Origin of the sequence: Carnimonas bestiolae, from assembly GCF_051251145.1 — a bacterium.
GTDB classification, from domain to species: domain Bacteria; phylum Pseudomonadota; class Gammaproteobacteria; order Pseudomonadales; family Halomonadaceae; genus Carnimonas; species Carnimonas bestiolae.
The window spans coordinates 117,888-144,474 of the sequence record NZ_JBPCZK010000008.1; the positions used below are offsets into that span (position 1 = coordinate 117,888).

The 26,587-nt window shown below is 48.1% G+C and carries 22 protein-coding genes; 18 read left to right on the forward strand and 4 right to left on the reverse strand.

Annotation, left to right across the window (positions count from 1 at the left end; translation table 11 throughout):
* The first annotated feature begins 97 nt into the window (after positions 1–97).
* The 5 genes from guaB (at position 98) to R84865_RS10695 (ending at position 5,966) form a co-directional block, all read left to right on the forward strand.
* The gene (gene guaB, locus R84865_RS10675; RefSeq protein WP_435631412.1) at positions 98–1,564 is read left to right on the forward strand and encodes an IMP dehydrogenase; all 1,467 of its coding nucleotides are present in this window, start codon (positions 98–100) and stop codon (positions 1,562–1,564) included.
* A gap of 211 nt (positions 1,565–1,775) precedes the next feature.
* Positions 1,776–3,350, forward strand: a complete 1,575-nt coding sequence (gene guaA, locus R84865_RS10680) for a glutamine-hydrolyzing GMP synthase (protein ID WP_435637601.1) — start codon at positions 1,776–1,778, stop codon at positions 3,348–3,350.
* A gap of 306 nt (positions 3,351–3,656) precedes the next feature.
* Entirely contained in the window at positions 3,657–4,268 is a 612-nt protein-coding gene (locus R84865_RS10685; RefSeq protein ID WP_435639648.1) for a tyrosine-type recombinase/integrase, read from the forward strand.
* Positions 4,214–4,855: a tyrosine-type recombinase/integrase gene (locus R84865_RS10690; protein WP_435639649.1), complete on the forward strand. Its 642-nt coding sequence runs from the start codon at positions 4,214–4,216 to the stop codon at positions 4,853–4,855. Before R84865_RS10685 ends, R84865_RS10690 begins: the two co-directional genes overlap by 55 nt.
* A gap of 118 nt (positions 4,856–4,973) precedes the next feature.
* Positions 4,974–5,966, forward strand: coding sequence for a hypothetical protein (locus R84865_RS10695; protein WP_435639650.1), 993 nt, complete (start codon positions 4,974–4,976; stop codon positions 5,964–5,966).
* A gap of 215 nt (positions 5,967–6,181) precedes the next feature.
* Here the strand turns inward: R84865_RS10695 and R84865_RS10700 are convergent, their stop codons facing one another.
* Complete coding sequence (locus tag R84865_RS10700; RefSeq protein ID WP_435639651.1) at positions 6,182–7,129, reverse strand: hypothetical protein; 948 nt, start codon at positions 7,127–7,129, stop codon at positions 6,182–6,184.
* A gap of 104 nt (positions 7,130–7,233) precedes the next feature.
* Here R84865_RS10700 and R84865_RS10705 point away from each other — a divergent pair, with 104 nt between their 5' ends.
* The 6 genes from R84865_RS10705 (at position 7,234) to traJ (ending at position 11,246) form a co-directional block, all read left to right on the forward strand.
* The gene (locus R84865_RS10705) at positions 7,234–7,461 is read left to right on the forward strand and encodes a helix-turn-helix transcriptional regulator (protein ID WP_435639652.1); all 228 of its coding nucleotides are present in this window, start codon (positions 7,234–7,236) and stop codon (positions 7,459–7,461) included.
* Between the two features lies 1 nt (position 7,462).
* Complete coding sequence (locus R84865_RS10710) at positions 7,463–8,317, forward strand: helicase RepA family protein (RefSeq protein WP_435639653.1); 855 nt, start codon at positions 7,463–7,465, stop codon at positions 8,315–8,317.
* The gene (locus R84865_RS10715; RefSeq protein WP_435639654.1) at positions 8,304–9,068 is read left to right on the forward strand and encodes an ABC transporter ATPase; all 765 of its coding nucleotides are present in this window, start codon (positions 8,304–8,306) and stop codon (positions 9,066–9,068) included. Before R84865_RS10710 ends, R84865_RS10715 begins: the two co-directional genes overlap by 14 nt.
* Positions 9,069–9,711: 643 nt before the next feature.
* Positions 9,712–9,912, forward strand: a complete 201-nt coding sequence (locus tag R84865_RS10720) for a hypothetical protein (protein ID WP_435639655.1) — start codon at positions 9,712–9,714, stop codon at positions 9,910–9,912.
* 274 nt (positions 9,913–10,186) lie between these two features.
* Complete coding sequence (locus R84865_RS10725) at positions 10,187–10,429, forward strand: EexN family lipoprotein (RefSeq protein WP_435639656.1); 243 nt, start codon at positions 10,187–10,189, stop codon at positions 10,427–10,429.
* Positions 10,430–10,988: 559 nt separating this feature from the next.
* The gene (gene traJ, locus R84865_RS10730) at positions 10,989–11,246 is read left to right on the forward strand and encodes a conjugal transfer transcriptional regulator TraJ (protein ID WP_435639657.1); all 258 of its coding nucleotides are present in this window, start codon (positions 10,989–10,991) and stop codon (positions 11,244–11,246) included.
* A 225-nt stretch (positions 11,247–11,471) separates the two neighbouring features.
* Here traJ and R84865_RS10735 read toward each other — a convergent pair whose 3' ends face one another.
* A complete protein-coding gene (locus R84865_RS10735) occupies positions 11,472–13,220 on the reverse strand; it encodes a UvrD-helicase domain-containing protein (RefSeq protein ID WP_435639658.1) in 1,749 nt (582 codons plus the stop codon).
* Positions 13,220–15,340 (reverse strand): ATP-dependent nuclease, encoded by a 2,121-nt coding sequence (locus R84865_RS10740; RefSeq protein ID WP_435639659.1) that lies wholly within the window; start codon positions 15,338–15,340, stop codon positions 13,220–13,222. The genes R84865_RS10735 and R84865_RS10740 overlap by 1 nt, the downstream gene beginning before the upstream one ends.
* Before the next feature lie 522 nt (positions 15,341–15,862).
* Here R84865_RS10740 and R84865_RS10745 point away from each other — a divergent pair.
* From R84865_RS10745 to R84865_RS10770, 6 genes are all read left to right on the forward strand, one after another.
* Positions 15,863–16,603 (forward strand): AAA family ATPase, encoded by a 741-nt coding sequence (locus tag R84865_RS10745; protein ID WP_435639660.1) that lies wholly within the window; start codon positions 15,863–15,865, stop codon positions 16,601–16,603.
* A gap of 33 nt (positions 16,604–16,636) precedes the next feature.
* On the forward strand, positions 16,637–16,846 hold the full coding sequence (locus R84865_RS10750; RefSeq protein ID WP_494337623.1) for an AAA family ATPase: 210 nt from the start codon (positions 16,637–16,639) through the stop codon (positions 16,844–16,846).
* Positions 16,847–16,963: 117 nt separating this feature from the next.
* Positions 16,964–17,440 (forward strand): hypothetical protein, encoded by a 477-nt coding sequence (locus tag R84865_RS10755; protein ID WP_435639661.1) that lies wholly within the window; start codon positions 16,964–16,966, stop codon positions 17,438–17,440.
* A gap of 511 nt (positions 17,441–17,951) precedes the next feature.
* Positions 17,952–22,262: an NACHT domain-containing antiphage protein HyoA gene (hyoA, locus tag R84865_RS10760; RefSeq protein ID WP_435639670.1), complete on the forward strand. Its 4,311-nt coding sequence runs from the start codon at positions 17,952–17,954 to the stop codon at positions 22,260–22,262.
* A 182-nt stretch (positions 22,263–22,444) separates the two neighbouring features.
* A complete protein-coding gene (locus tag R84865_RS10765) occupies positions 22,445–22,789 on the forward strand; it encodes a zinc ribbon domain-containing protein YjdM (RefSeq protein WP_435637590.1) in 345 nt (114 codons plus the stop codon).
* 231 nt (positions 22,790–23,020) lie between these two features.
* Positions 23,021–23,758: a metallophosphoesterase family protein gene (locus R84865_RS10770; RefSeq protein ID WP_435639662.1), complete on the forward strand. Its 738-nt coding sequence runs from the start codon at positions 23,021–23,023 to the stop codon at positions 23,756–23,758.
* A 72-nt stretch (positions 23,759–23,830) separates the two neighbouring features.
* On the opposite strand, the gene R84865_RS10775 is transcribed toward R84865_RS10770, so the two are convergent.
* The gene (locus R84865_RS10775; protein WP_435639663.1) at positions 23,831–24,829 is read right to left on the reverse strand and encodes an ABC transporter substrate-binding protein; all 999 of its coding nucleotides are present in this window, start codon (positions 24,827–24,829) and stop codon (positions 23,831–23,833) included.
* A 302-nt stretch (positions 24,830–25,131) separates the two neighbouring features.
* Between R84865_RS10775 and R84865_RS10780 the strand changes: the two genes are divergently transcribed.
* A complete protein-coding gene (locus R84865_RS10780; protein ID WP_435639664.1) occupies positions 25,132–26,211 on the forward strand; it encodes a PA0069 family radical SAM protein in 1,080 nt (359 codons plus the stop codon).
* Positions 26,212–26,587: the final 376 nt, after the last annotated feature.

Below are 26,587 nucleotides of genomic sequence, written 5' to 3' on the forward strand. Positions count from 1 at the left end.
GCGGGGGCGATGCTGTTGTCCTCACTAACGCAATAGCAGTGCTCTACCCATTTTTGTCAGCCTCTTTCAACGTCTTTACAGCTAAAGGACATCCATCATGCTACGTATAGCTCAGGAAGCGCTTACGTTTGACGACGTATTATTGGTACCCGGCTACTCCAATGTACTGCCGAAGAACGTCAGCCTGAAAACCAAGGTCACGCGCGCTATCTCATTGAACATCCCGCTGCTCTCTTCCGCGATGGACACGGTCACCGAAGCACGCCTCGCCATCGCCATGGCGCAGGAAGGCGGTCTCGGCATCATCCATAAAAGCATGAGCGTCGAGCAGCAGGCGGCGGAAGTGCGCAAGGTCAAGAAGCACGAGAGCGTCATCGTGAAGGATCCGGTCACCGTGAGCCCGTCGCTGAAGCTCAGCGAACTGCTGCCCATGGCGGAAGAGTACGGCTACTCCGGCTTCCCCGTAATCGATAACGGCAAGCTGGTGGGGATCGTGACCGGCCGTGACATGCGCTTCCTGCCCGAGCAGGGCGATGATGTCGCGGCGATCATGACCCCACGTGAGCGTTTGGTCACCGTGCCCAACAACACCTCGATCAGCGAGATCAAAGCGCAACTGCAGGAAAACCGCATCGAGAAAATGCTGGTGGTCGATGGCGATCATCTGATCGGTCTGGTCACCGTGCGTGATATCGAGAAAGCGCGTACCTGGCCCAACGCGGCTAAAGACGAAGACGGTCGCTTGCTGGTAGGCGCGGCTGTCGGCACCGGCGCTGACACCGAAGATCGCGTTAAAGCGCTAGCAGAAGCAGGCGTTGATGTGCTGGTGGTAGACACCGCGCACGGTCACTCGCAGGGCGTGCTGGATCGCATTAGCTGGGTGAAGAAGAGCTTCCCGCATGTGCAGGTGATTGGCGGTAATATCGCCACTGCAGCGGCCGCCAAGGCGCTGGTCGAGGCGGGTGCCGACGGCGTGAAAGTGGGCATTGGCCCCGGCTCGATCTGCACCACCCGTATTGTTGCTGGCGTGGGGGTGCCGCAGATCACCGCCGTTGCCGACGTAGCGGAAGCACTCGAAGGCACTGGCGTACCGCTGATCGCCGACGGCGGCATTCGCTTCTCCGGCGACATCTCCAAAGCTATCGTGGCCGGTGCGTCTTGCGTAATGGTCGGCGGTCTGCTGGCCGGTACCGAAGAAGCGCCTGGCGAAGTCGAGCTGTATCAAGGGCGTACCTACAAAGCCTATCGCGGCATGGGCTCGATGGGCGCGATGTCGCAGACTCAGGGCTCTTCTGACCGTTACTTCCAGGACAAGAACGAAGGCGTTGAGAAGCTGGTGCCGGAAGGTATCGAAGGGCGCGTACCTTACAAAGGTGCCATGAGCGCCATCGTGCATCAGCTGATGGGCGGCCTGCGTGCCTCGATGGGCTACACTGGCAGTCACTCCATCGATGAAATGCGCACCGTTCCGCAGTTCGTCAAGATCAGCGCCGCAGGCTTCGCTGAGTCGCACGTCCACGACGTGCAGATTACCAAGGAAGCACCGAACTATCGCGGCGCATAACGAGCAAGCGCTTCGCCGCAGTGGCGCAGGAGCATAAGTGATCGTCAGCCGCGCTGCTTGTATCTCGCGCGGCGACGTGCTCGATAAGCTCGTTGAGCGCTGATGTAACGTGAGTGGTAGAACGCGAAGCGTCGTTCTACCACCGCTGATATTTATTTTATAGAGGAGGGCAATCAGCCCTCCTTGACTCATTTAAGCCGGAATAGCCTCTATGACCGACATTCATTCCGATAAGATCCTGATTCTGGACTTCGGCTCACAGTACACTCAGCTGATCGCGCGCCGCGTGCGTGAAATCGGCGTCTTCTGCGAAATTCATCCCTTCGACATGACCGAAGCGGAGATTCGTGACTTTGCGCCGAAGGGCATTATTCTCTCTGGCGGTCCCGAATCGGTGGCAGAGCTGGGCTCTCCGCGGGCTCCCGAGTGCGTGTTTGAAATGGGCATTCCGGTGTTCGGCATCTGCTATGGCCTGCAAACCATGGCGCATCAGCTAGGCGGGGAAACGCAAGGTTCCAACAAGCGTGAGTTTGGCTATGCGCAGATTCAGATCGACGCTGAAGATCGCCTGCTGAAAGGTCTGAAGGATAGCGAAGGGGAGGGCGGCAAGCCGCTGCTCGACGTGTGGATGAGCCACGGCGACAAGGTCGCGCGCGCGCCCGAGCAGTTCACCGTCACCGCCTCGACATCGAGCTGCCCAATCGCCGCGATGACCTGGGAAGAGAAGCGCTTCTACGGCGTACAGTTCCACCCAGAAGTCACGCACTCAGTACGCGGCAAGCAGATCATCGAGCGCTTCGTGGTGGAAGTGTGCGAATGCGCCCAGCTGTGGACCCCCGCGCGCATCATCGAAGACCAGATCGCTCGTGTACGCGAACAGGTTGGCGACAAAAAAGTGCTGCTCGGCCTCTCCGGCGGCGTCGATTCCTCTGTTGTAGCGGCACTGCTTCACCAGGCCATCGGCGAACAGCTGACCTGCGTGTTCGTTGATAACGGCCTGCTGCGCAAAAACGAAGGCGACGACGTAATGAAGGTGTTCGGCGAACACCTCGGCGTTAAGGTAATCCGCGCCGACGCAGAAGAGCAGTTCCTCTCCAAGCTCGCCGGCGTAAGCGATCCTGAAGAGAAGCGTAAGATCATCGGCAACACCTTCATTGACGTCTTCGATGCCGAAGCCGAAAAGCTGACGGATGTTAGCTTCCTCGCCCAAGGCACCATCTACCCCGACGTCGTCGAATCCGCCGCCACCAAAACCGGCAAGGCTCAAGTAATCAAATCACACCACAACGTTGGCGGCCTGCCTGAAACCATGAAAATGGCGCTTGTCGAACCCCTGCGCGAACTCTTCAAGGATGAAGTGCGCAAAATCGGCATCGAACTCGGCCTGCCCGAAACCATGGTCTACCGCCATCCCTTCCCCGGACCTGGCCTCGGCGTGCGCATCCTCGGCGAAGTGAAAAAACAGTACGCCGACATCCTCCGCGAAGCCGATGCCATCTTCATCGAAGAACTGCGCAACTCCGGCTGGTACGACAAAACCTCACAAGCCTTCGTCGTCTTCCTACCGGTCAAATCCGTCGGCGTCGTCGGCGACAACCGCCGCTACGAATGGGTCGTCAGCCTCCGCGCCGTCGAAACCATCGACTTCATGACCGCCCGCTGGGCCCACCTCCCCTACGACCTGCTCGAAAAGGTGTCCAACCGCATCATCAACGAAATAGCGGGAATCTCGAGAGTGGCCTATGATGTAAGTAGTAAGCCGCCTGCCACGATTGAGTGGGAGTGATCCCGCGTTTGGCATAGCCAGGCAAGAAATGGCAGAAAATATTTGTAAGCCCGCGTTGTTGCGGGCTTTTTTGTGTTTTGAGTTTGGCATTGATTGGCAAGGGTAGGAAGCGGTAAGCAACATTTGAGCGTGGCACGAAAGCTGGTACTGCCAGATGACGATGCCATGAACGCGGTCAATACCATTCATTTCCATTACATGGAGTCATGGTATTTATTTTTTATAAGATGTTGTTTTTATTGAATTAAATCAATATTTTTAGCCGATTTTTCAGCATGATATCAAAAACGAATAAGGAAAAGCGCCATGTTGACTGATACCAAGCTCCGAAATCTCAAGCCCAAAGATAAGCTCTACAAGGTGAACGACCGCGATGGCCTCTATGTGGCCGTCACCCCGGCCGGATCGGTTTCGTTCCGTTACAACTACTCGATCAATGGTAGGCAGGAGACCATTACCTTTGGCCGCTATGGTATCGGTGGTATCACGCTGGCCGAAGCCCGTGAGCGATTGAACAATGCCAAGAAGATGGTGGCCGATGGCAAGTCACCTGCCAAGGAGAAGGCCCGTGACAAGGCGCGAGTGAAAGATGCCAAGACCTTTGGCGCTTGGGCGGATAAATGGCTTAGTGGCTACCAAATGGCGGACTCCACCCGAGATATGCGCCGGTCGGTATACGAGCGTGAGCTCAAGCCCAAATTTGGCAACCAGAAGTTGGTCGAAATTACCCATGAAGATTTGCGTACGCTGACTGATGCAATAGTGGAAAGGGGGCCCCGGCTACCGCTGTTCATGCGCGTGAAATTGTTCTCCAGGTCTTCCGTTGGGCAATCGAGCGCGGCCAGAAGGTCGAAAACCCTGCCATGCTGGTACGGCCAGCAAGTATTGCCAGATTCGAGCCCAGAGACCGTGCATTGACGCCAGAAGAAATTGGCTTGATGTATCGCTATATGGAGCAGGTGGGCACAAGCCCGACGAACCGCGCAGCCGCCAAGCTGCTATTGCTGACGATGGTACGCAAAAGCGAGCTGACCAATGCCACGTGGAGCGAGATCAATTTCAGTGAAGCACTTTGGACGATTCCGAAAGAGCGGATGAAGCGGCGTAACCCGCATTTGGTGTTCCTCTCCCAGCAGGCGCTGGATATCTTTATCGCCCTGAAAACCTTCGCCGGTGGCTCTGACTATGTGCTGCCATCGCGCTATGACTCGGATACCCCCATGAGCAGCGCAACGATCAACCAAGTACTGACGTTGACCTACAAAGCTGCTCAGAAAGATGGTAAGTACCTCGCTAAATTTGGGCCACATGACCTGCGGCGTACCGCCAGCACTCTGTTGCATGAAGCAGGCTATAATACCGACTGGATCGAGAAATGCCTTGCCCATGAGCAAAAAGGTGTCAGGGCGATTTACAACAAGGCTGAATATCGCGAGCAACGGTCGGCAATGTTGCAGGACTGGGCCGATATGATTGATGAGTGGACTGGTGGAAATACACGTTGATTTTTCTCTGAATTTAACAGTAATCGATACTGGTTTTCGAACGCGATTGAGACGAACTTTCAACTACTGCTTTCGGCGATAAGCAGTCATTCGGACATTAATTTTAGCTGCAGAAAAGATGAGCAAACTGACACCACATTATTTGCGCTTGAATGGGATACCAGCCAATGCCAGCCCTAGTGCTGAGGCTGTTTTTTTCTGGCGTGACCCACAGGGAACCTGGCTTCCTAATCAAGGAAATCATCTTTCCCAGGTAGAACAGGTCTGCATCCAACTTCATGATGCTTTTGCTGAAAGGATTTTCAACACTAAGGCGGCCTATTGGGATTTCCTGCGAGTGGCGCCAGAGCTGTTATCTACTGCGGGAATGAATTCAGAGTGCCCAATAACTAAGGAGCAATTCAGCAACCTCCTGCCGCAGCTTTCTACGCGACTACCAATTAATAGGGCACTTTATCTTTACGATTGCCGAAAACTGGTATCGAGCATTCAAGAATGCAGCAAAGAAGTGATGCAGCTACAAGGCGAGTTCTATCAGGCGCTAAACCTAGAGACTCTGTTTTTCCCAGAAGTGAATGAGCCTGATGGGCTTCGTTGGGTTACATCACCGGTTGTAACCAAGATCTTCGCTTTGCTTGGTTTCATTTACATCCGATTGCACAGCCTTCTCGACTATTCCACCAAGCTGGCAATTGAAGTTGAAAATCTCAAAACGGAGTTCGCCAAATATCCCAGGTTATCTTCGAAGAACTGCCTATATGGCGATAGAAAAAGGGTCTCATTTAATGGCAAAGCGGGCACCCTGTTCGAACAATGTGTTGAGCTTTCCCAGGTGGAAACTGTCAGGAACCACCTCATTCATGATGGCTTGCTTGATGATATGCCAAAGGTATATCGTGTGATACTAAGAGGTGTATGCGTCGAAAAATATATCTTGTTTCCAGATCTCAGTGACGAAGGTCGCTTTGATTCCTTCATCAATAGAAATTTATTTTACGGTGGCGAGGATAAGATCAACTTGCGCTTGCCGAGCCTCGTTGCAAGCTGTCAATTTCGGTTAGTTCAGACATTACAATCATTGTTAGCGAAACTAAGTACTCCTGTGAAATGACATTCAAGATCTCGGTGGTTTTCAAGCTGGCGGCTAACAAATGGATGGAACATACATTTTGCCGTTGTTTCATTACGTAAAAAACGTCGCTGAACGTATTTGCCCAGTGTCCGCTTCACATTGCTAAGCGTCGCCTTTGGGTCGTTTTCTGCTCGGCATAGACTCGGGCCAAATTTGAGTCAGGAAATTTTAGCCGCTAAAATTTCCTCTCTTCCTCAATTAAACTGAAACCTATCGGGGATCATTGCCAGCGCTTTCGACACAGCCTGGCGGCTTATGCCGAGCATGTGTGCAATTCCGGGCTGCGTGAATCCTCCCTTTTGGAGTACAAGCATCTGCTTTTTGCGGTCCGATAGCTTGTAGTCCACCATCAAACGCGCTTGCTTCCGCAATTCTGCTTTATCTGCTGCTTGGATAGTTTGGGATAACAGATAATATTGAAAGTATCTATCCACCAGAGGATCACTTGATGCGGCTTTTGGCTTGTGTCGGTCAGTACACTGGCGTTCCAATCTTCCAAGCTCGTACTTGAATCGCTCTATTGATCGCTTTGCCTGCCTATAAACAGGGTTTCGGTCGCCATTCGCCAATATCGGCCTATGCTTCGGGCAGAATTGGTGGCTGAGTTCGAGTTTCTTGCGATTCTCTAACTCGGCATCATGTATCTGCTCTTTTCTGATCGTTTCGAGAAAGGCCGTGAACTCGGTCAGTTCCCCGCACAGCTCACAAAATCCGTGTCTACGTTGGTCATTCAGGCTGATGCCCGCGGTAGCGATGGTCTTTTTGGGTTGCTTGCAGGCGCAATCCCAAACCAGGTCTATTAATGATTCAGCGGTGGCAATAAAACGCCTGTCTTCTATGCCCTGTCTATCATTCGTTATTACAAAATGGCGAAGTAACTGCCTCTGCAATCGAACCATCGCGTCGCAGCTGATCAATCGTATCATCTCGCTAAAACTCATCCCCTCGCTGATACCCAGTATATAACTTGAGTAGCGCGAGGGAAGAGTCTTCACATAGGTAGCTATGACTGGATCAATACCCTCTCGGATCAATCTCAGGATGTGGTAACGCTTTGACGCTAGAGAGTAGGGCCCCCAGCGATCCTTGAATTGCTCGATGGCCTGATGTACTTCGGGCTCGCATCCTTCCCAGATAGGCATGTCCGTTGCTTCATTAGCGTCAACTTATTTGGGTAAGTATAGCGCTGTTGGAATATGAATGAATAGGCAACATGGGGCATCTGTTAGTCACAGGAGGCCATACCATGAAAGACATTGCAGGCAAGACACTTATCAACAGGAAAAAGCTTTTAGAGATAATTCCTCTTTCAACACGCACGATTTACAACCTGGAGCAGAGAGGTGAGTTTCCTCGCCGCATAGCCCTTACATGCAGAAGTGTTGCTTGGGACTTATCGGAAGTCGAAGAGTGGATTGAAGCACGAAAAGCTTCAGGTATTCAGGCGACTCGTCCCGGCGATGTGAGGGATTGATATGGCTCTTGATCTTATGGCGTCTTTTACGCAGCCACCACCGTCGATTGATTACGTATTACCCAATATGGTTGCGGGTACAGTTGGGGCTATTGTTTCTCCCGGTGGGACTGGCAAGTCCATGTTGATCCTGCAATTGGCTATTCAGATTGCGGGTGGCCCTGATCTGCTGGAATTGGGTAACTTGCGACATGGCCGGGTGATTTATTTACCTGCCGAAGATCCACGCATCGCTATCCATCAACATTTGTATGCCTTGGGCCATTATCTATCAGCCGAACAAAAGCATGAGGTGGCCAGTAACCTTGTGATTGAGCCGTTGATTGGAAAATGCCCCAACATTATGGCGTTCAATTGGTTCGATAATCTCAAGAGGGCGGCTGATGGGCATCGCTTGATGATATTGGACACACTACGGCGTTTTCACATCGAGGAAGAGAATGCCAGTGGCCCCATGGCCCAGGTTATTGGATGTATGGAAGCCATAGCCGCAGAGACAGGGTGTTCAATCGTATTTCTGCATCACACCAGCAAGGGGGCGGCCATGGCAGAATTTGGAGACCAGCAGCAGGCCAGTCGTGGCTCATCAGTTTTGGTCGATAACATTCGCTGGCAATCCTATCTATCAAGTATGACCGAAACCGAGGCGGGAAAGTGGGGCGTAGAGGTGTCTCAACGCCGCCATTTTGTCCGTTTTGGAATTAGTAAGGCCAATTACGGTGCACCCTTTAGTGACGAATGCTGGTTTCGACGACATGATGGCGGTGTTCTCAAGCGTGCTGTGCTTGAGCATCAAAAACCAAAGTCGCCAATAAAACGTAAGTTCAGAATGAAAGGTGACAATGATGACTGGTAAACGGGTTGCTCCAACCAGCACAGTATTGCTAGCCCGAGTGATGATTTTTCAGCCCAGTCAACGACCTCAGGAAAGCAATAGAGATTGGATGTATACCAGCCGTGGCCGGTGTCGTGTAACTGGTCGATTGGGGCAGCGCCATGCAGACATTATGGAGTCCATTTTGTATGTAGCCGAACGCCGCAGGGATATATCAGACGGCGGCATCGAACTTCTGGTTGATCCGGCAAAGCTACGTCGAACGCTCTCAGTTAATCAGTATAGCCATGATCACATTAAGAAGCTCTTGAACGAATTGCGAGCGGCCACCATAGAAATCGTTACGCCGGATATGGAGAACAGGGGGGAGAGCATCATTGGTGGTTTGGTTGATCACATTATTCCATCACCCAAGACTCGGTATGATCCGCTTACCAAGAGCGAGCGCCATTTATGGAAAGTCCGACTGGGCGTGGTTATGGTGAAGCTGATTGAAAACGACCTACTCCTATATTATTCGCCTACTCCGATTGCCCGCTTGCAGTATGGGATCAGTCAGGCCCTTGTACGGCATGTTCTTACCCATACCAACATCCCGCGTAGAGGCTGGAATATGGACACGTTAATTAGTGCTGTAGGTGGAGAAGGACTCAGCAGCACGATGCTGCGTAATTATCGATGGCGAGTGAAGGACGATGCCGCAGGCTTGCTCGAGAACGGCATCAAAATAGAAGAGGGGAACAAGGTGAAGCGTTTCACAGCCGCCCGATAGCGTTTTACAACCGCCCGAATGCGTTTCACAGACGCTCGGCAGCGTTTTACACCCGCCCGAATTTTTGCCTTTTTAGCAGGATATTCAGGATATCCAGGCGGTGTAACCGCACGCTTGATGCGTGCAATTACACCGCAACCTTCCAAGCCCTTACGGGCTTATTCAATCGGCCTACGACGATGGTTTTACGCCAGTAAGGCGTATCCCCCATCTTGGTGGTTCATGACCAGCCCATTTGGCATACATCACTGGCGTCTATTCGCTGAAGAAAACCGAGTATGTTGGGCTCAAATCTCACGTCTATCAGTATGGAAGAGATGAATAGAGCGTGTACAAAACCGATATTTTTCGTGTAATAAGTCGATATTTTTCCTGAATTTTGGGTATATAACCCGTGAAAACGCCAAATTCACGCTGAAATAAAGCCAATAAAGCCAATAAAGCATAATTCGACTTTGTACAAGTTCGATTTACTATCTATATCGGAAAAATACCGATACATTGCGGGGCAGGATATGTGAAGTAGGCCTACCAGCAGGCTGGCTGTCCTCTTCACACCACTTATTCGCACATGCGTGCTCAACGGGTATCCTGCTCTGAGAGGCAACGGCTACCGCCTGTTCGTTTCAATACTGGAGGTTGTATGAGTAATGCACATGACCGGCAATATGCGGCCGAAGAGCTTGAGGCCATGCGTAAAGGCATCATGCTGACACCAGAAGAGCAGGACGCTCTGCGCACTAAAGTGAAACGTGCGCTTGATTCGATGAAGGGTAAGCCAGAAGGGCCGCTGGTAGCCCATTTTCGTGAACAGGAACGGGCGAAAGAAAAGCAACGCCAGTAAGGAAGACAAGATGGGCAATATCATCCAGTTTCCTGACTCCAATGGTAAATATAAGCCCGCGCACGCTGCTTCTGAACGGGGGGCCAAAAGGGCAAGTGGTTCTCGGTTATGATGAAAAACAGCTGGTCATTAGCCAGGTGAACCAGTTGAATTCGAGGCGCTTTGTCGTCTTGGGCCAGCGCTAAGGCATCTAAAGCTCAAGCTGATACTGACTATGAATTTCGATCTGACAGTTACATCACTAGTTTTAGTTGAACTGAGTAAGGGAACATCCATGCGTAACAATATCTTTTTCGCTGTACTTGCGTCTTTTGCCGTTTTGTTGAGCGGCTGTAGTGATCATGGGGATGCAAAATCTGTGTCCTATTACAAAGAGCACATGGATGAGGCTGAACAAAAACAGGCCCAATGCCAAGAAGACCAGGTCGACTTTCAAAAGAATGAAGACTGCAGAAACGCTGCTGACGCTATCATGAATGGCGGTGATTTTACTCCTAGTCCTCACAAAGAATGGTAATTCATGCTGTTCGCTGGGCTCACCTACCTGCTGTGTAGACACTCCCGACAGCGCTGGTATCGGTGTGCATGATTTGATGCGAATAGGCAGGCAACAGAATCAGCTTCAGTTCAGGAGTTGCGTAGTGGGCCTAAACACTACTACCTCAAATTCAGAGTCATGATCATTCAACCAAGGAGGAGAAATGAAATATATATTCGGAATTCTGTTTGCATGTGTGCTCTTGTCTGGCTGTGGAAGCGATGATGGCGAGGCAGACAAATCATCTTGCGCAGATTCTTCGGCTAGCGAGTGTCAAAGCTCTCAAATGAATGAACATAAAGCAGCTAAAGAGATTCGTAGCGAATCGAACATAACCAGCTCAAAGCCCAAGTCTTGGTCATATGACTAGCTGAGAGGAGTAAGCCAAGCCTATTTAAGATTACTATGCCTTTTGGATATTTTAGGACGATCCGAAGGCTGGGTAATATTTGGTTGGCTCTCTTCGCATTGCCAGTCCTTATCTATGTTGCTAGCTGTTATCAGCTGAAAGGCATAGGTTAAATGCTGGGCGAGGACGATGAGGAACGACAAAACAGAACGAATAACAAGGAAGAGCAGCACACCTATCAAAGTGTACTGCCTGCCAGAGGAAAAGGAGCAGATCGAAGCGCAGGCAAAACGAGCTGGTATGAGTGCTGCAGGGTACTTACGCGAAGTCGGTCAGGGTTATCACATCTCTGGTGTGGTGGATTATGAGCAGGTCCGGGAGTTGGCTAGGATCAACGGTGACTTTGGCCGCTTGGGCGGCCTATTGAAGTTATGGCTGACAAGATGACATACGTACAGCTCAATTCGGCCAGGCGACCATCCTCGCTGTCCTCAGCAAGATTGAGGCTACGCAGGAGGAAATGGGAAAGGTTATGACTAAAATTGTTATGCCGAGATCTGAGTAGTGACTTACGGTTAATGGGTAAGAAGTTTCTTTGCCTCCTTACCCATTAAGGTCGAAAATCACGAGAGTATTAGCTTGTCTGTTTTCTCTAATTTTTTCTTGAAGCTACTATAGTTGCCTTGTAGGCCTATATGGTGTTCCCCTATTTGTTCTGTGACCAAGCTCAGAAATTAAGTAAAGATGTTTTTTTGCGCGTGAGGAAATGACATACAGAAGTCTTCTAGCAACATAGTCTTGATGTGCCTCGCTACAATCTATTATGTCATTCCAGTGTGGTATTTTTCCTCCTAACAATCCGGTGCATATAACTACTTCGTATTCGTCACCTTTGGTTGAGTGCGCAGTTGTTATTTTTACTCCATTGGAAGACGAAAAAAAAATTTCAAGGTCTGAAGCTCTATAGTTCATTTCATACTTATTGATTCTGTCCCTTGTTGCATTTAATATGCTTTTCATCTCTTTATTAAATAAGTTGTTTTTTGTCAGCTCTATTCTCAGTCTTTCGCAAAACCTGACTATAACTTCCTCTATCCACTCATCAATCTCACTGTCAAATTGCATGGAAATCGAATTAATTGCACTGAGGATCGTTTTGGGATTTATGGCTTCTTCATCATAATATATATTATTTAACTTTTCTGAAAGCTCGTTAGCGTACCGCCTTCTTTTTATGTAGTTGTTAATACTTGGCTTAGTAAGGAGTAGTCTTATTAATGTCAGCCATAAGTTGTCTTGATTTTTTGGTATTGGTGAGATCAAGACACCATCAATATTAAAGCATTTATCTAGTTTGCTAATGTTGTTTGAGATATTTATAACGTCAAACCAACTAGGACATAGAATTGCTATTTCTTCTTCAGGAATACCTTGTGCAAGGTGCTGCGTAACAATATCTGCCACATACTCGGAAAGGTTGTCTTTATGAAGACTTCTCTCCAAATGAACGACGGAGGGGTAGTTTATTAGGTCGGATTTAGAGTCTATTTTGTAGCCTTCATCCTGGTATTTAAGATAATGGTCAATTATTCTTTGGCTACTGCGAAAACACCCCGTCAGGCGCTTTTCTTGTAAAGGAAAGTCAAGTTCAAAAAAACTCTCTAGCTCTGGTTTGCTCTTAACAATTGCGCCTAGGCCTGTGTAAATAGCCTGCTCTCGATCTCCTATCAATGTTATTTTTGTCTGCTTTTGTATGATAATACATTTCAGTATCTCATACTGCATTACTGAGGTATCCTGATATTCATCTACAAGTATATGGTAGAAAAGATTTCCTAGGCGTTTACATAGCTTAGGTCTAGATTTTAAAAGTCGATGGCTAATATTTAGTATTAAGTCGAAATCGATATAATTGTTTTCTGCTAAATATCTATGGTAATTAAGGATTAGGTTATGCTCTCTAGTTCCTGCTGGGTATTTTGGTCTATAATCTTGATTAAGAGCAGTGTCGATATTGTCATAAGCTCGGAATTCATATGTTTCTTTAAGTTCTGATAACTTAGTTTCTTTCTCATGTTCATCTATAACAACAAAGCCGCCGCATAGCCTTGGTATCATGTTTATATTTGGCTTTATTATCCATTGAAGGCAGAGGGCGTGAATTGTTCCGACCCAGAGTGATTTGCTTTCAACTCCATACGATAGAAGTCTTTCTTGAATGGTATCTGCGGCAATGTTGGTGTATGTAATTGCAGCTACTTTTCGTTTTCCAATTGAAAGTTTTTCAGAATTATCTATCATGTGATAGAGCTTTGAGACAAGTGTTCTGGTCTTTCCTGAACCTGGGCAGGCTGACAGCAACATGCTGTCATCGAGCACGACAGCATCCATCTGTTCATCGGTTAAGTTCCTATAAGGCATTATATTTCCCAAAAACGTATAAAAGTGTCATTGTCATAATGGGTCTTATAGACAGCTATTTTTTCATCGAAACTATCACTTGCATTTATTTCATTTTGTTCTTCTTGACCCCTTGATTCAATATTATACTCCATCATTTTTAGAGCTATTGCATCTATGTGTCTATCAGAAAGAGAAAACTTAATTGCTTTTAGGATGTATTTAGGGATTATGTTGTCAATTGTTATATGGTCTACCATCTCAGCAGCGAGCCATCCTTTCCCTATTTTTTTTGCGAATTTTAATGCGTGATAATATTTTTTAGGCATGTTGCTAGAAGTTATATTGGCGATAGCTGCTTCACGATCTGCTTTTCTTTTATAGGTTGTCTCTATCACCGACTTAAACAGGTTAACGTTTTCGGAGTAACTAATCAACTCGGTTTCAAATGTGTTTTCTGCATAAAAAGCACTGACGTAGCTGTTGTTAGCTGTGTACTCATCTAGAGCATTCTGCCTCTCTGCTCCTGACCTCTGAGCATTTAACTGTGATTTTATATATTCAGCATTTGCGAAAGAGTCATTTTTACGAGTTATGAATGCCCTGTCTAAATCAGTGAGAATGGAGCAATAGCTGCGAATTCTATCTTCATGAAATAGATCAGATATATGCTTGAATACAGTTCCATCCATTTTTATTAGGCTGATACCCATCTCTTCTAGGCTCACACCTAGCGTAGTTTTTACTAGTGCAGGTATAAGTATTAATTCTGCATCACCCTCTACGAGAATTACACTTTTGGCAAATAAAATATCACTTCGGATTGCATCTAGATATCTTTCAATGCATCGAATATTCCCAAGCTCTAGGTTGCCAGATGGCGCATATACTTCTGTCTTTGTATCTTTTCTTGAAAGTATGTTCATAGATGAAATGTTTGATACAGAGCTTATTTGTGTAGAGTGAGTTGATACAAATACTTGTGTGTTTTTGAAGTTGAAGTTTTCAAAAAGTGTTTTTTGGATGTGGGTATGGATATGAGCTTCAGGCTCTTCAATCATCAAAAAGTGCGTTATATGTTCTTCGCTGTCACGAATTGCTTCATATTCATAAAGTTTTAGAGCTAGATATATAAGGTTCGCTCCGCCTAAGCTAAGATCCTCTATTTTACCTGTGCCTTGATAATTTAAAGAATCTTCCACTACTAAACCAAGTGATTGTACTAATTCGATAAAATCTTCCGGAAGCTGTGATGATACTTGAATCTTAGGCGAGTAGGTTGATCCTATTGTGTTTACCAATGAACGGGAAATATCATTGCTGAGATTCTCAATTTCCGGTATAGAGGAAATTTTTTGGTTTACATTAAATATGTCATCAACAATACTTTTCTCATCATTTATCTGTTTGCTTTTTAGAGTTAGTAACTTGTACAGAGGGTTAGTTTTGTAGTACTTGAGATCTGCAACGACATTTCTAAGTGCTTTTACGTATGTGCAAGCGACTTCATTGATTAAAGAAAAGTACGGAGGTTTTTTGTTGCCAATTAGCTCTTCGCTTTCTAAATTAGGATCTGGGAATATATACTGTTTGAAGTTTCCGACGTGGTCTCTATATACGCTTTCGTCTGTGAGATCGATTTTTGTTCGAACAAAGGCTACAGGTTCATAAGTTTCCCTTGATATCGCATATGAGGAGCAGAACTCAAGAATTTTATCTCTACGAGTGCAGAGGTCTTCATGAGCATTGCTAATTTCATGAAGCTCTTGTCGGTATGAAAATTTTGGCCTGAATATGAAGGTATAATTGCCTTTTGTTGAGGTCTTTTGATCTTCTCCATCATTTAATATGTAGTTTGCTAAAACTTGTTGTTCTTCTGTATCATCTAAACCAGAAAAATGGAGTGAGATTATTATCCAGTGCCCAAAAGGCTCTCCTAGTCCTCGATGAAAATCATCTTTGGAAAGAAATTTTGCATTTGCAGGTAATGAATCATCTAGAATCAATCTCATAGCCTGGAAAACATTGGTTTTACCAGAGGCATTTTCACCAATGATGTTGTTTACCGATTTTTTTCGGAATTTAAATTTTTCCTGTTTGAAGTTTTTATAGTTAACGATAGATAATTGGCTAATATACATAGCGCTTTGGTGCCTTAAAATTTTGGTCGATAGGTGAAATCATAGATATATTGTGTAGCATAGAATTACGTGATATGGAATCAACGCCTTGTAGAACAAGTCAGAAGACGCCGTTGAATACCAGTTGAAGGAAGCGAATGCGCAAACCAAACCTGATCAAACACGATCCGAAACATCGTTTTGTAGGTTCCTCAGGCCAAGCGGAGCTAGGTGAGGGCGTTGGTACGGAGGCCTACGAAGCTTCTGTGTGCCGATTGACTCCAAGTGAAGTGGACGAGCTTCGCAGGGACATGGCGGAAGCGTCTGCTTGGACTCGGACTGAGCTTCGGAAGCGCGGAGCTGCAAAAAATGGTAAAATTTTTAGTGTGGTATAATTCATGGTATCGCTTTACCAATTGTTTTTAACTTACTTGATATAAAAGGGATATTTATGTCTATTTATATTAGAGTGGGAGTGAGGAAGTGGGATAGGCACGTATGTGCTTATCCTTTTTTACAAAATTTATCGATCAATATTATCCTATGAAACTAACAAAGCTTTCTATTTCTAATTTTAGAAGTATTACGAAGAAACAGGAAATCGAAATAAAAGATAAAAATATTATTCTTGGTAAAAATAATGAAGGAAAGTCGAATATTTTGAAGGCATTGTCACTGGCAATGGAGGCTTTAAAAATTCATTCAGACAATTATAAAAGAGGTTTGAGAAATTATAAAAGAGGTTTGAGAAGAAGTTCGTTTAGATACTCGATGTTAAGTTATAATGCAGAAAAAGATTTCCCAAAGGGGAAAAGGCTCACCTCCGACAATCAAGCTGTATTAGAGTTGGAATTCAAGTTAAATAATTATGAGATATTAAAGTTTAAGGATGTCATAAAATCAAATATAAACGGTGTTTTGTCTCTTAAAATATCCTTTTCTTCATCTCAAGGGGCAAATAATTTTTATATTAAAGTAATAAAACACGGAAGAGGTGCTGTAACCTTAACAAAAAAATCTGAAAAGATTGCACAATTTGTAGCTGATAAGGTATATTACAATTATATTCCCGCTGTAAGTACGGAAGCGGATATAATAAATTCAATGCTGGTAGCCGAATTGTCGGTGCTTGCACAAGATGAAGAATACAAAAAGGCTATTGCTGTTATAGATGAATTGCAAAAACCGATTTTGGAAAAACTGTCCAATAGGATTAAAGAGCCACTTTGCGAATTTTTGCCAAACATATCCGATGTCAAAATAGAGACCGTAAACAATTATTAATATTGTTCATATGGTGTTAATAGAAGAAATGATATCTCAGTTATAATCGACGATGGTTTTCCTACTAGCATTGAATCTAAAGGAGATGGTATCAAGAGTTTAGCTGCCTTGGGCCTCTTGAAAAATAAAGCTATCTCCGCAAGTGCATCAATAGTGGCGATTGAAGAGCCAGAATCACATCTCCATCCTGGGGCCATTCATCAGATAAAAGAAATAATTGATGCCTTGGCTGGAGAAAACTAAATAATCATAACAACTCATAATCCACTATTTGTGGATAGGTCTACCATATCCAATAATATTACGGTGCATAACGGCACTGTTAAACAAGCACCCAATATCAAACATATTAGAGACCTTTTGGGTATTAAGGCTTCCGGTAATTTGATGAACTCCAAGTACGTTTTACTCGTTGAGGGAGAGCATGACGCCAATATTTTTAAGTTGTTGCTGCCTCATCTAAGCGATCAATTGAGAAGCTATTTAAGGGACGGTGTGTTGTCTATAAAGGCTTTAAATGGTGCTTCAAGATTGCCATCCGAATCATTTTCTCTAAAAAGTCTATTATGCTTCTGCGTGGTATTTCTCGATAACGATAGCGCTGCCCGTGAAGCTGCCGAAAAAGCGGAGAAAGACGCTTCGGTTGCTTATGCAGACATATATCATTGCAATTGCCCAGGTATGAAGGAATCGGAACTAGAGGATTGTTTTAATGTTGATATTTATCGAATAAAAATTTTGGAGAAGTGGGGCGTTGACTTGAATGATCGAAAGTTTAGGAATAATTATAATAAATGGTCTAGTCGTATAAGAGATGTTTTTTGTTTCGCAAGGTAAGCGTGTAGATGATAGTATAATAAAGAAAATTAAATCAGATGTGTCCCGTGCAGCTCAAGATAATGTGCAACATTGTTTGAAAGGAAGAAAAATGGATCTATTATTAGTTTGGTTAATTCTTTGGAAAGAAAGGTTGGGGAAGTCGATGATTATATGTTTGTCGACATAATATAAAATTTTTTATGATTGGTTCTCTCTTGTTGTATGCCTTAACTTAGTTCAGATCATCTTGCTGATGTGTAAAATCTTTAATTAAAAAGTTGTTGGTAACAATAGTCAGTAAATATTAATGCGTGGTTATGCGCTCGAGCTTGGATGTTGGCAACGCTTCGTAAGTATTGATAATATTTCAGATGAAAATCTTGGCCGCCCAGTAGCTGGAGAGTTTCATTGAGATATCTGTTGAATCCTCAGTAATTTAGGTTGTGCCTAAACAAGTTTCGTTTAGGACGAATCAGCTTTGCTAAGATCGGTCTAATTTACATCTGTTTTATAGGTAGTATTAGTGACAATGATAGAGAGAACATTTAGAGACATCCCTGATGGAAAGATTAGTGATGCCGATCAACAATCTTATCTGGCTAGTCTGGGGTGGTCGCGAGGATGTACATGGAGTGACTTATTACATTCAAAACGTGTACTGATAATTTCCGAGGCAGGGGCAGGAAAAACCTACGAATGCCGTAAACAGTCGGAGCGCCTTTGGGTCCTGGGAGAACCTGCATTTTTCGTTGAATTGGCCGCCTTGGCAACAGAAGACCTTCGCAGTCTGTTAGATACAGATGAAGAAGCCCGGCTGGATGAGTGGCTTGCCTCACAGTCTGGGGTGGCGACATTTTTTTTGGACTCGATTGACGAGCTAAATCTGACGATGGGGTCGTTCGAGCGCGCACTCAAACGATTGAGAAGGTGTATTGGAAATCAACTTCATCGAGCGCGAATCGTCATAACAACACGGCCGACACCCCTTGATGAAAATGCGGTCCGAAACGCACTACCTGTGCCACCGGTGCCGTCTGCAGAGTCCGATGAAGAAGCATTTGCGAAGATCGCAATGCGTGAGCATCGGGAGCAACACGACAACAACAGAAGCAAGAATCAATCGCTCGATTGGCGGTTTGTAGCTTTAATGCCGCTGTCGGACGAACAGATCGTCGATTTTTGTCGACACCAGGGAGTGAGCGATCCTGATTTTCTTTTTGAAGACTTACGACGTCGCAATGCCTTAGAGTTTGCACGTAGGCCTCAGGACCTCATTGAGTTATGCGCCGATTGGCGTGAGCATAAACGCATTCGAACACATCGCGATCAGGTTGCCACGAATGTTCGCGTGAAGTTGCTTCCTCGCGAAGACAGACCTGAACCGGCGGAATTATCTGTCGACAAGGCGATCGAAGGAGCTAGCCGATTAGCCCTTGCCGTTCAAATGACTCGTCGCCTGACCATTCGCCACAATGCAGCATCCGACGATATTGGCGGAGATGCTGCCCTCGATCCCGCGACCATTCTGTCAGATTGGCAACCGAACGAAAGGAAAGCATTGCTGGAGCGTCCGCTATTTGGTTTCGCTTCATATGGCAGGGTGCGCTTCCATCACCGTTCTGTTGCCGAGTATCTTGCCGCGGAACGGCTAATAGCTTTTCGACGTCAGGGTATGCCGTTTCGAGCCCTCAGACGTCTTCTCTTCGCAGAGACAAAAGGTAACACAATCGTTCGCCCGTCCAAGCGACCAGTGGCGGGGTGGCTAGCCTTGCAAGACGACGAAATATTTGAACTCTTGCGGGACAATGAGCCTGCTGTGCTTCTGGATGAAGGCGACCCAGAATCGCTAACGCAGACGCAGCGAAATCAAGCTCTTCAGGCCTACGCTAAGCGCTACGGCGCTGGCGGGTGGAGAGGCCTTCAGGTGCCTCACATTCAGGTTCACCGTTTTGCATCGAACGAGTTGGCAGAAGAAATCGACAGGATTTGGCGCAGTGGAGTGGAAAATCCCGATGTGCGAGGAGTCCTCATCAGCCTTATAGGGGCGGGTCGCATAGAAGCTTGTGCAGACATCGTCTTCGATATTACTCAGGACACTTTAGCAACTGAAGGCGAGCGCATAATGTCTATTAAGGCGTTAGTCGCCCTTGCTGATGAGAGGTTAGAAATAACTTCAGCCAGCATAGCTGGTGCTGATGAATTATGGCCTGACGGAGTAGCACGCGACGCCATATTGCACCTTTTCCCCAAATACATGTCGGTAGAGCAGCTTTGTCGAACTCTTAGATGGATAAAGCCAGAGAAGCGGAATGTAATTGATTTCAGTTGGCAACTACCACGCTTGATTTTAGGGGCATCTCTTGATTTGTCTGTCCTTGAGGAACTTCGTGATGGTCTCCTCGCTTTAGTATCAGAGGGGCTCAAATGGAGAAAAGAGTGGCCTCACATTGTGAGCGATCGGCCACATCTTACGGGAGCACTTGCAGCAACATGTGATCGTGGCCTCGATATAATCCAGGACGACCAATGGCTGCATGGTTGTGTGATTGCACTACGACTTCATAATCGAGAAGATCTCCACGACGAACCGATCAAATCACTTCATGAACGGCTGATTAGTTTTGATGCAACGGATAACCAGCGTCTTTTCTGGGTAGATGACGCTTTGCTGCAGTCGCTCCATGAGATCAAAGATCCTTGGGAACGGCTCGCAGCGATCACTATTCACGATGGACCGGTTCAGCTAAGACCGGACCGAGATTTAACTTGGGTGAGCGAAACACTTGGCGATGTGACCCGGGATGCGGATGAACGCTCCATGCTATTGGAGGCGGCCCTCCGCTTGTCCCCTGACCATCATTCATCGGCAAAGCACGTTGAGGGACTCAGGCCTCTCATAGTGGATGAACCTTTATTCGTGCAAAAACTTGACGACTGGCTGAAGCAGCTATCGAAGCACGACAAAGAGCACCGTCGTTGGGAAGCGAAGCGGGCTGAACGAGAGAAGCAAGCAGAAAGGCGAAAGGCCGAGGCCCGCGCTAGCTGGATTCAGCTTCGACGGGAAGTTGCTGATCAGCCTGAAATCGCTTTTTCAAAAGAACGAAGTTGGAGCACTGCTTGGAACTTGTGGCGTGCCATGAGTCAAGATGCTGAAGATGATCGATCGTCAGGCTGGAACCGGAGATTCATTGAAAAGCAATTCAATCAAGAAACGGCCGATAAGCTTCGCCGGGTGCTGATGAAGATTTGGCGTGATGATCCTCCAACTCTCCCCAGCGAAAGGCCCGAAGGCGAGCGAGATACAATTTCCACGAGCTGGAAGCTTGGTCCGGCTGCGATCCACGCCGAAGCGGAGGATTTCGGCTGGGCAGCTAAACTCACTGATGCCGAAGCAGAATTAGCCGCGCGGTATGCTCTGATTAAACTAGACGGTCTGCCTCAGTGGATAGAGAGTCTCGTAGACACGCATCCAAATTCTGTGGACCTGACGCTGGGAAATGAATTGTCGTGGGAGCTAAACCGTCCGTTAGATGAGTGTGGATACTCGAGCCTACTTCAAGGAATTGAATATGCGACTGAGAGGGTAGCCAGTCTATTCTTACCACGACTGGAGTTCTGGCTAGATGATGGTGGGGACTGGATTAATGGTGCCGATAACACGACCAGAATGACTGAAAGGGTTCGGCAAGTCACACGGGTTATCTTGAAGCATGGCGATACTGCGGAAATTAAGAGACTTCGAGAACGGGCACTGCAAAGGCTAGAACAACAATTGCCGTTTTCACTGCGCCGTGTTTGGTTGTCGACATTAATGCGAATAGATCCGCATATCGGTGTCGAAAAGCTGGCTGCTCAGATTAAGAGAGTTGAACCTTCTGACCGATCAGACGCTGTGACATGGCTGGCTAGCCTCTTTGGTGACCGCCAAAACGGGGATGGTTTGAGTGATGAAAGATTCACGCCGCAGTTACTGCTGACGCTTCTTCGGTTGGCTTATCACCACGTTCGAATACAAGACGACGCATTGCATGAAGGCCCCTATTCACCAGATACTCGAGACAACGCGGAGCGAGCACGAAATAGCATTGTAACGGCATTGCTCAACGCGAAAGGCGAGGAGGGCTTGGCAGCCAAGCTCGAGATGGCCAACGATCCTTTGTGCGTTCATTTCAAGGATCGTATTTTGGCCGTGGCGGAGGAGAGTTGGGCGCAAGAGATTGATGCTGAGGTATTTGATGAAGCTCAAGCGGTAGCGCTTGATCGAAGAGGGGAAGCGCCTGCCTCAACTAATGAAGCCATGTTTGCGATTTTGAAGGATAGGCTGTCTGACCTAAACGACCTTCTTCTCCGTGACACGTCACCGCGGGAGCTTTGGGCAGGGATATCAGATGAGAGGGTCATGCGTCGAGAAATTTCGCGCGAGCTGCGCTATGCCGCGAACTCGATCTACACTGTGGATCAAGAGGCTGTCACAGCTGACGAAAAGGAAACTGATATACGTTTGCGCTCTGTTCTTTCTGAGCACGAAGCTGTGATTGAACTAAAACTTGGTGATAAGCGCTCAGCGACAGACTTGCGAAATACAATAGAAAATCAGCTTGTTAGGAAATACATGGCAGCAGAACACAGTAAAGCTGGAGCTTTGCTGGTGACTCTTGCAGAAAACCGTAAATGGCAACATCCAGATGAAAAACGCATGATCGAAGCGGATGAGTTATTATCGCTGCTGACTGCAGAGTCTGACAAAGTGCAACAGGCTTTGGGAGGCGGCGTCTATATACATGTACAATTTCTTGATTTGCGTCCTAGGTTGACTATTGAATCTCAGGCTAAGCCTTGAATGCTAAGATAGGTTCCGAGTATCAATTTTACTACTCAAGCTGGTGATTCTCTACGTGTTTTTTAGTTCGTGCAGCACGCGCGCAGAACACATCGATACCACAAACAGCTAATCAGTGCCAACCTTAGTATCGAAACAGCTCTCGGCTATCCCAGCGGAGCAAAAATCCAGGATTTATTGAAATGAGTACTCTTCCTCCCTGCCTTGAATGCCAATCCGACTTCACTTACGAAGACGGTAGTGGGCTTCTCATCTGCCCCGAATGCGGTTACGAATGGTCGGATCAGGCGGCGAACGAAACTGAGCCAAACGAGCGTGTTCATCGAGACTCCGCTGGGAATATTTTGCAAGACGGAGATAGTGTCACTGTCATCAAAGACCTGAAACTCAAGGGATCGAGCGGCGTTATAAAGATGGGAACCAAGGTCAAGAATATCCGCTTAGTCGATGGGGATCACGATATCGATTGTAAGATCGATTCGTTTGGAGCAATGAGCCTGAAGTCGGAGTTCGTGAAGAAAATTTGAGTGGTGGCTAACACTATGCCATGTAGATGTCGGCATCTGAGATAGGGGCCGATCAGCATACTGGTGAGTGGAAAGGCGAACCAGGTGCTGAGGTTGGTCTGAAATGTCACAGCAAGGTCGAGTCTCGCGAGTAGCGGGATTCGGCTGATGTAATCGACTGGCACTTGAATCGTCAGGTCGCTAAATGAGTTACGGTGCTTCATAACCCGCTTACAATAAAGGAGCCACACAATGAAGCTTGCCGTTATTTCTGATATTCACGGTAATCTGGCAGCTCTTGATGCGGTACTCGCGGACATTAAAAATCAGGAAGTGGACAACACCGTAAACCTTGGTGATATATGCTCTGGAGGTTTATTTCCTTCCGAGACCGCAGATCGTCTCATCCCGTTATGCTTGCCTACAATCAAAGGGAATCATGAGCGACAATTATTGGCAGGAAAAGGGCTTGGTCTTTCCGATCAATATGCGGCAAACACTTTGCGACCGGACCAAATTTCATGGATAAGTAATTTACCGGAAACGCTATCAATTGATCATGGCATCCTCTTGGTCCATGGATCACCATCCAGCGATACGACCTATCTCTTGGAGACGGTAACCAAAACCGGAGTTAGATCTGCCACCGAGAAAGAAGTAATAGAACGAGTAGGTAATGCTAACGATAAAATCATCTTATGTGGCCATACACATCTTCCGAGAATGATTCAGCTCGCTAACGAACAGTTGATTGTTAATCCGGGTAGCGTGGGATTGCCAGCCTATAGTGATGACTCTCCCTATCCCCATGTTATGGAGAGCGGGAGCCCACATGCGCGCTATGCGATAATTTCAATAGAGAGCGGTCTGCGAAAGGTTGAATTCCGCAAAGTTGAGTATGACTGGGAAACGGCAGCGATTCACGCTGCCAGTCACGCGAGGCATGATTTGGTTATTCCCCTTCGGACAGGGCGAGTGAGGGAAATCTAAATCGTTTTTTCCAGATTGCGTAGATAGCTGGACGCTCCGAACCCTTCCTAGACTCACCGCCACTCCTCCCCCTTACTCTCCTCCCAACAACCTCGGCCCTACGGCTCCCTCCACCTTCACCCCAAAGGGCAAAATCTTCTCTGCGACGGATTCGTCGGCGAGCTTCTGCAGTTTCGCTATATCGCTGTGGCTTACGGGGCGGGTGTTGTGGGCGGTGCGTTCGACGGCGAGTTTGGCGGTGGCGGGGGGCATGCCGGTGAGTTTGGAGGCGGTGGCGATGTATTCTTTGGGATGGTCGGCGGCCCACTTGCCGGCGCGGGCTAATCGTTTGAGGAAGTCTTGGATGGCGGCGCGTTTTTCGGGGTCGGCGAGCGCTGAATCGGTGGCGGCGATGAAGTCGAGCGATGGATTAATGCCGGTGCCGTCGCGGAGTACGCGTCCGCCGTTTTCGCTGGCGATGGCGAAGTAAGGATTGAAGGTTGCCCAGGCGTCGACTCGGCCGCTGTTGAAGGCGGCGGCAGCATCGGTGGGTAGGATAAAGCGAACCTTTACATCATCCGGCGTTAGACCTGCTTCCTTGAGTGCGCCGTAGAGTTGGTATTGGGAGATGCTGCCTCGCGCTGAGGAGACGAGCACTTCGTGGCCTTTAAGCTCTTTCACTGAGTGAATCGGCGAGTTTTCGGGCACTACGATGCCGAGCGCATTGGGTTTGGCGTCGCGGGTGGCTACCAATTTGAGCGGTGACTGCTGGGCCAGCGCGATCAGCAGTGGCAGGTCGCCGGCCATAACTGTATCTACTGCGTTGGCGCGGGCGGCTTCGAAGAGCGGCGCTGCGCCTTGAAAATTCGCCCATTTATAGCGGTAGGGCGCGCCTTTCATCACGCCTGAGGCTTCTACCAGCGAGCGCACGGTTTTGGCTTGATCACCCAATACCAGTTCAGTTTCACCATGGGCCGCGGTGCTAATGATTGCGCCGGTGATTAATGTTGCCAGCGTTGCTGCGAGTCGTTTTCTTATTGTTGTGAGCGGCGCAAAGTTGGTTAACGCGGAAGGAATAAATGTCGAGAGCATACATCGTTAATCGCTGAAGAGAGTGAGAGCTCTCAGGCTATAGAAGCCAGCGGCGCGTTATAAATACGGATTCAGAATGACGCTATCTAGAGCGCTGTTATTTGCTTATCCAGGTGCGGATAGCAAGGCCCTGTAACGCGTGCATTGGCCAGAAGTGAACGTTCTCGAATGCTCCTATTCGCATGCTGAAATGCCTTGTCGGCAGCGGTAGTTGGTATGTTAGCCCAGCCTGAAGCCATCTCGGTTGCAGATTCAACAAAGGTTTCATATGCTGTATTTTTATACAGTTATTTGGGTGAGTTATGGGGCATGCGGATTTCTCCAGTGCGCAGCAGGCAACGCCAACAGGGCGGGGTACGGGATATAACCCGCACAATCGCTTTCACGGTGAGCGCATCATTGCGGTTGACGATGGCTGGGAGCGTGATACGCCTGCGGCTCGGTTAACCGAGGTGCGGCATGAGCATGCCAAAACGGTGATTAGCCGCAATCGCTCGCCGGATGTGCCGTTTGAGCAGTCCATCAACCCTTATCGCGGCTGCGAGCATGGCTGTATCTATTGCTTCGTGCGGCCGAGCCACGCCTATTGGGATCTGTCGCCCGGTATCGACTTTGAAACTCGGCTAATCGCCAAGGTCAATCTGTGCGAGGTGTTGGAACGCGAGCTATGCGCGCCGAGCTATCGGTGTTCGCCCATCGCGCTGGGCAGCAATACCGACCCTTACCAGCCGATCGAGCGTGAGCTGAAGCTCACCCGTGGCGTGTTGGAGATCATGCTGCGCTATCGCCATCCGGTCACCATTGTGACCAAGGGCGCGATGATCCTGCGCGATCTCGATCTGCTGGCTGAATTGACGCAGTTGGGGTTAGTGAAGGTGTTTATCAGCATGACTACCCTTGATGACGAGCTTAAGCGAACCCTCGAGCCGCGGGCGGCATCGGGGGCGGCACGCTTGAGAGTCATCGCGCGGCTGCGCGAGGCGGGGATACCAGTGGGCGTGCTCTGTGCACCGATCATTCCGATGATTAACGACAGCGAAATCGACGCGCTGCTCAAGGCATCGGCAGAGGCGGGCGCCACAAGTGCGGGCTGGGTGATGCTGCGGTTGCCCCACGAGGTGGTCGAACTGTTCGAGCATTGGCTGGCTGAGCACTATCTGCTGCGGGCAAAACACGTGCTCAACATGATTCGCGACACCCGCGCAGGCGAACTGTATAACGCCGACTTCTCGCAGCGAATGCGCGGCACGGGGCAGGTAGCGCAGATAATCAAGCAGCGTTTCGATCTAGCGCGCCGCCGCTACGGCCTTGTCAGCAACGATCGCTCCACGCTGCGCTGTGATCTTTTCGCACCACCCGGCCAGCAGCTTGGGCTTTTCTAGCCAGAAGGTGAACGAACTAGCGTAGAAAGGATGTGTTGTTGGTGCGCTGTGGTGGCGAGCAAGTGCCAATGTTGGAGCGTGTGATGGCCGCATTGGCGAAGAGCCCTTTTTAGCATTGCCTGGCTAGGTAAGATGCCGCGTAATCGACGTGGGCGCAACGGCACATAGCGGATCGGCGGGCAGCACTGTGGAAAGCGGCCAGGCGGCTAGTGCGGTGGCGTCTGAACTGAGCCGTTCTCAATGCACTTGAGCATAAGTTATGGTGCAACCGCCAACCGCCAACCGCCAACCGCCAACCGCCAACCGCCAACCGCCAACCGCCAACCGCCAACCGCCAACCGCCAACCGCCAACCGCCAACCGCCAACCGCCAACCG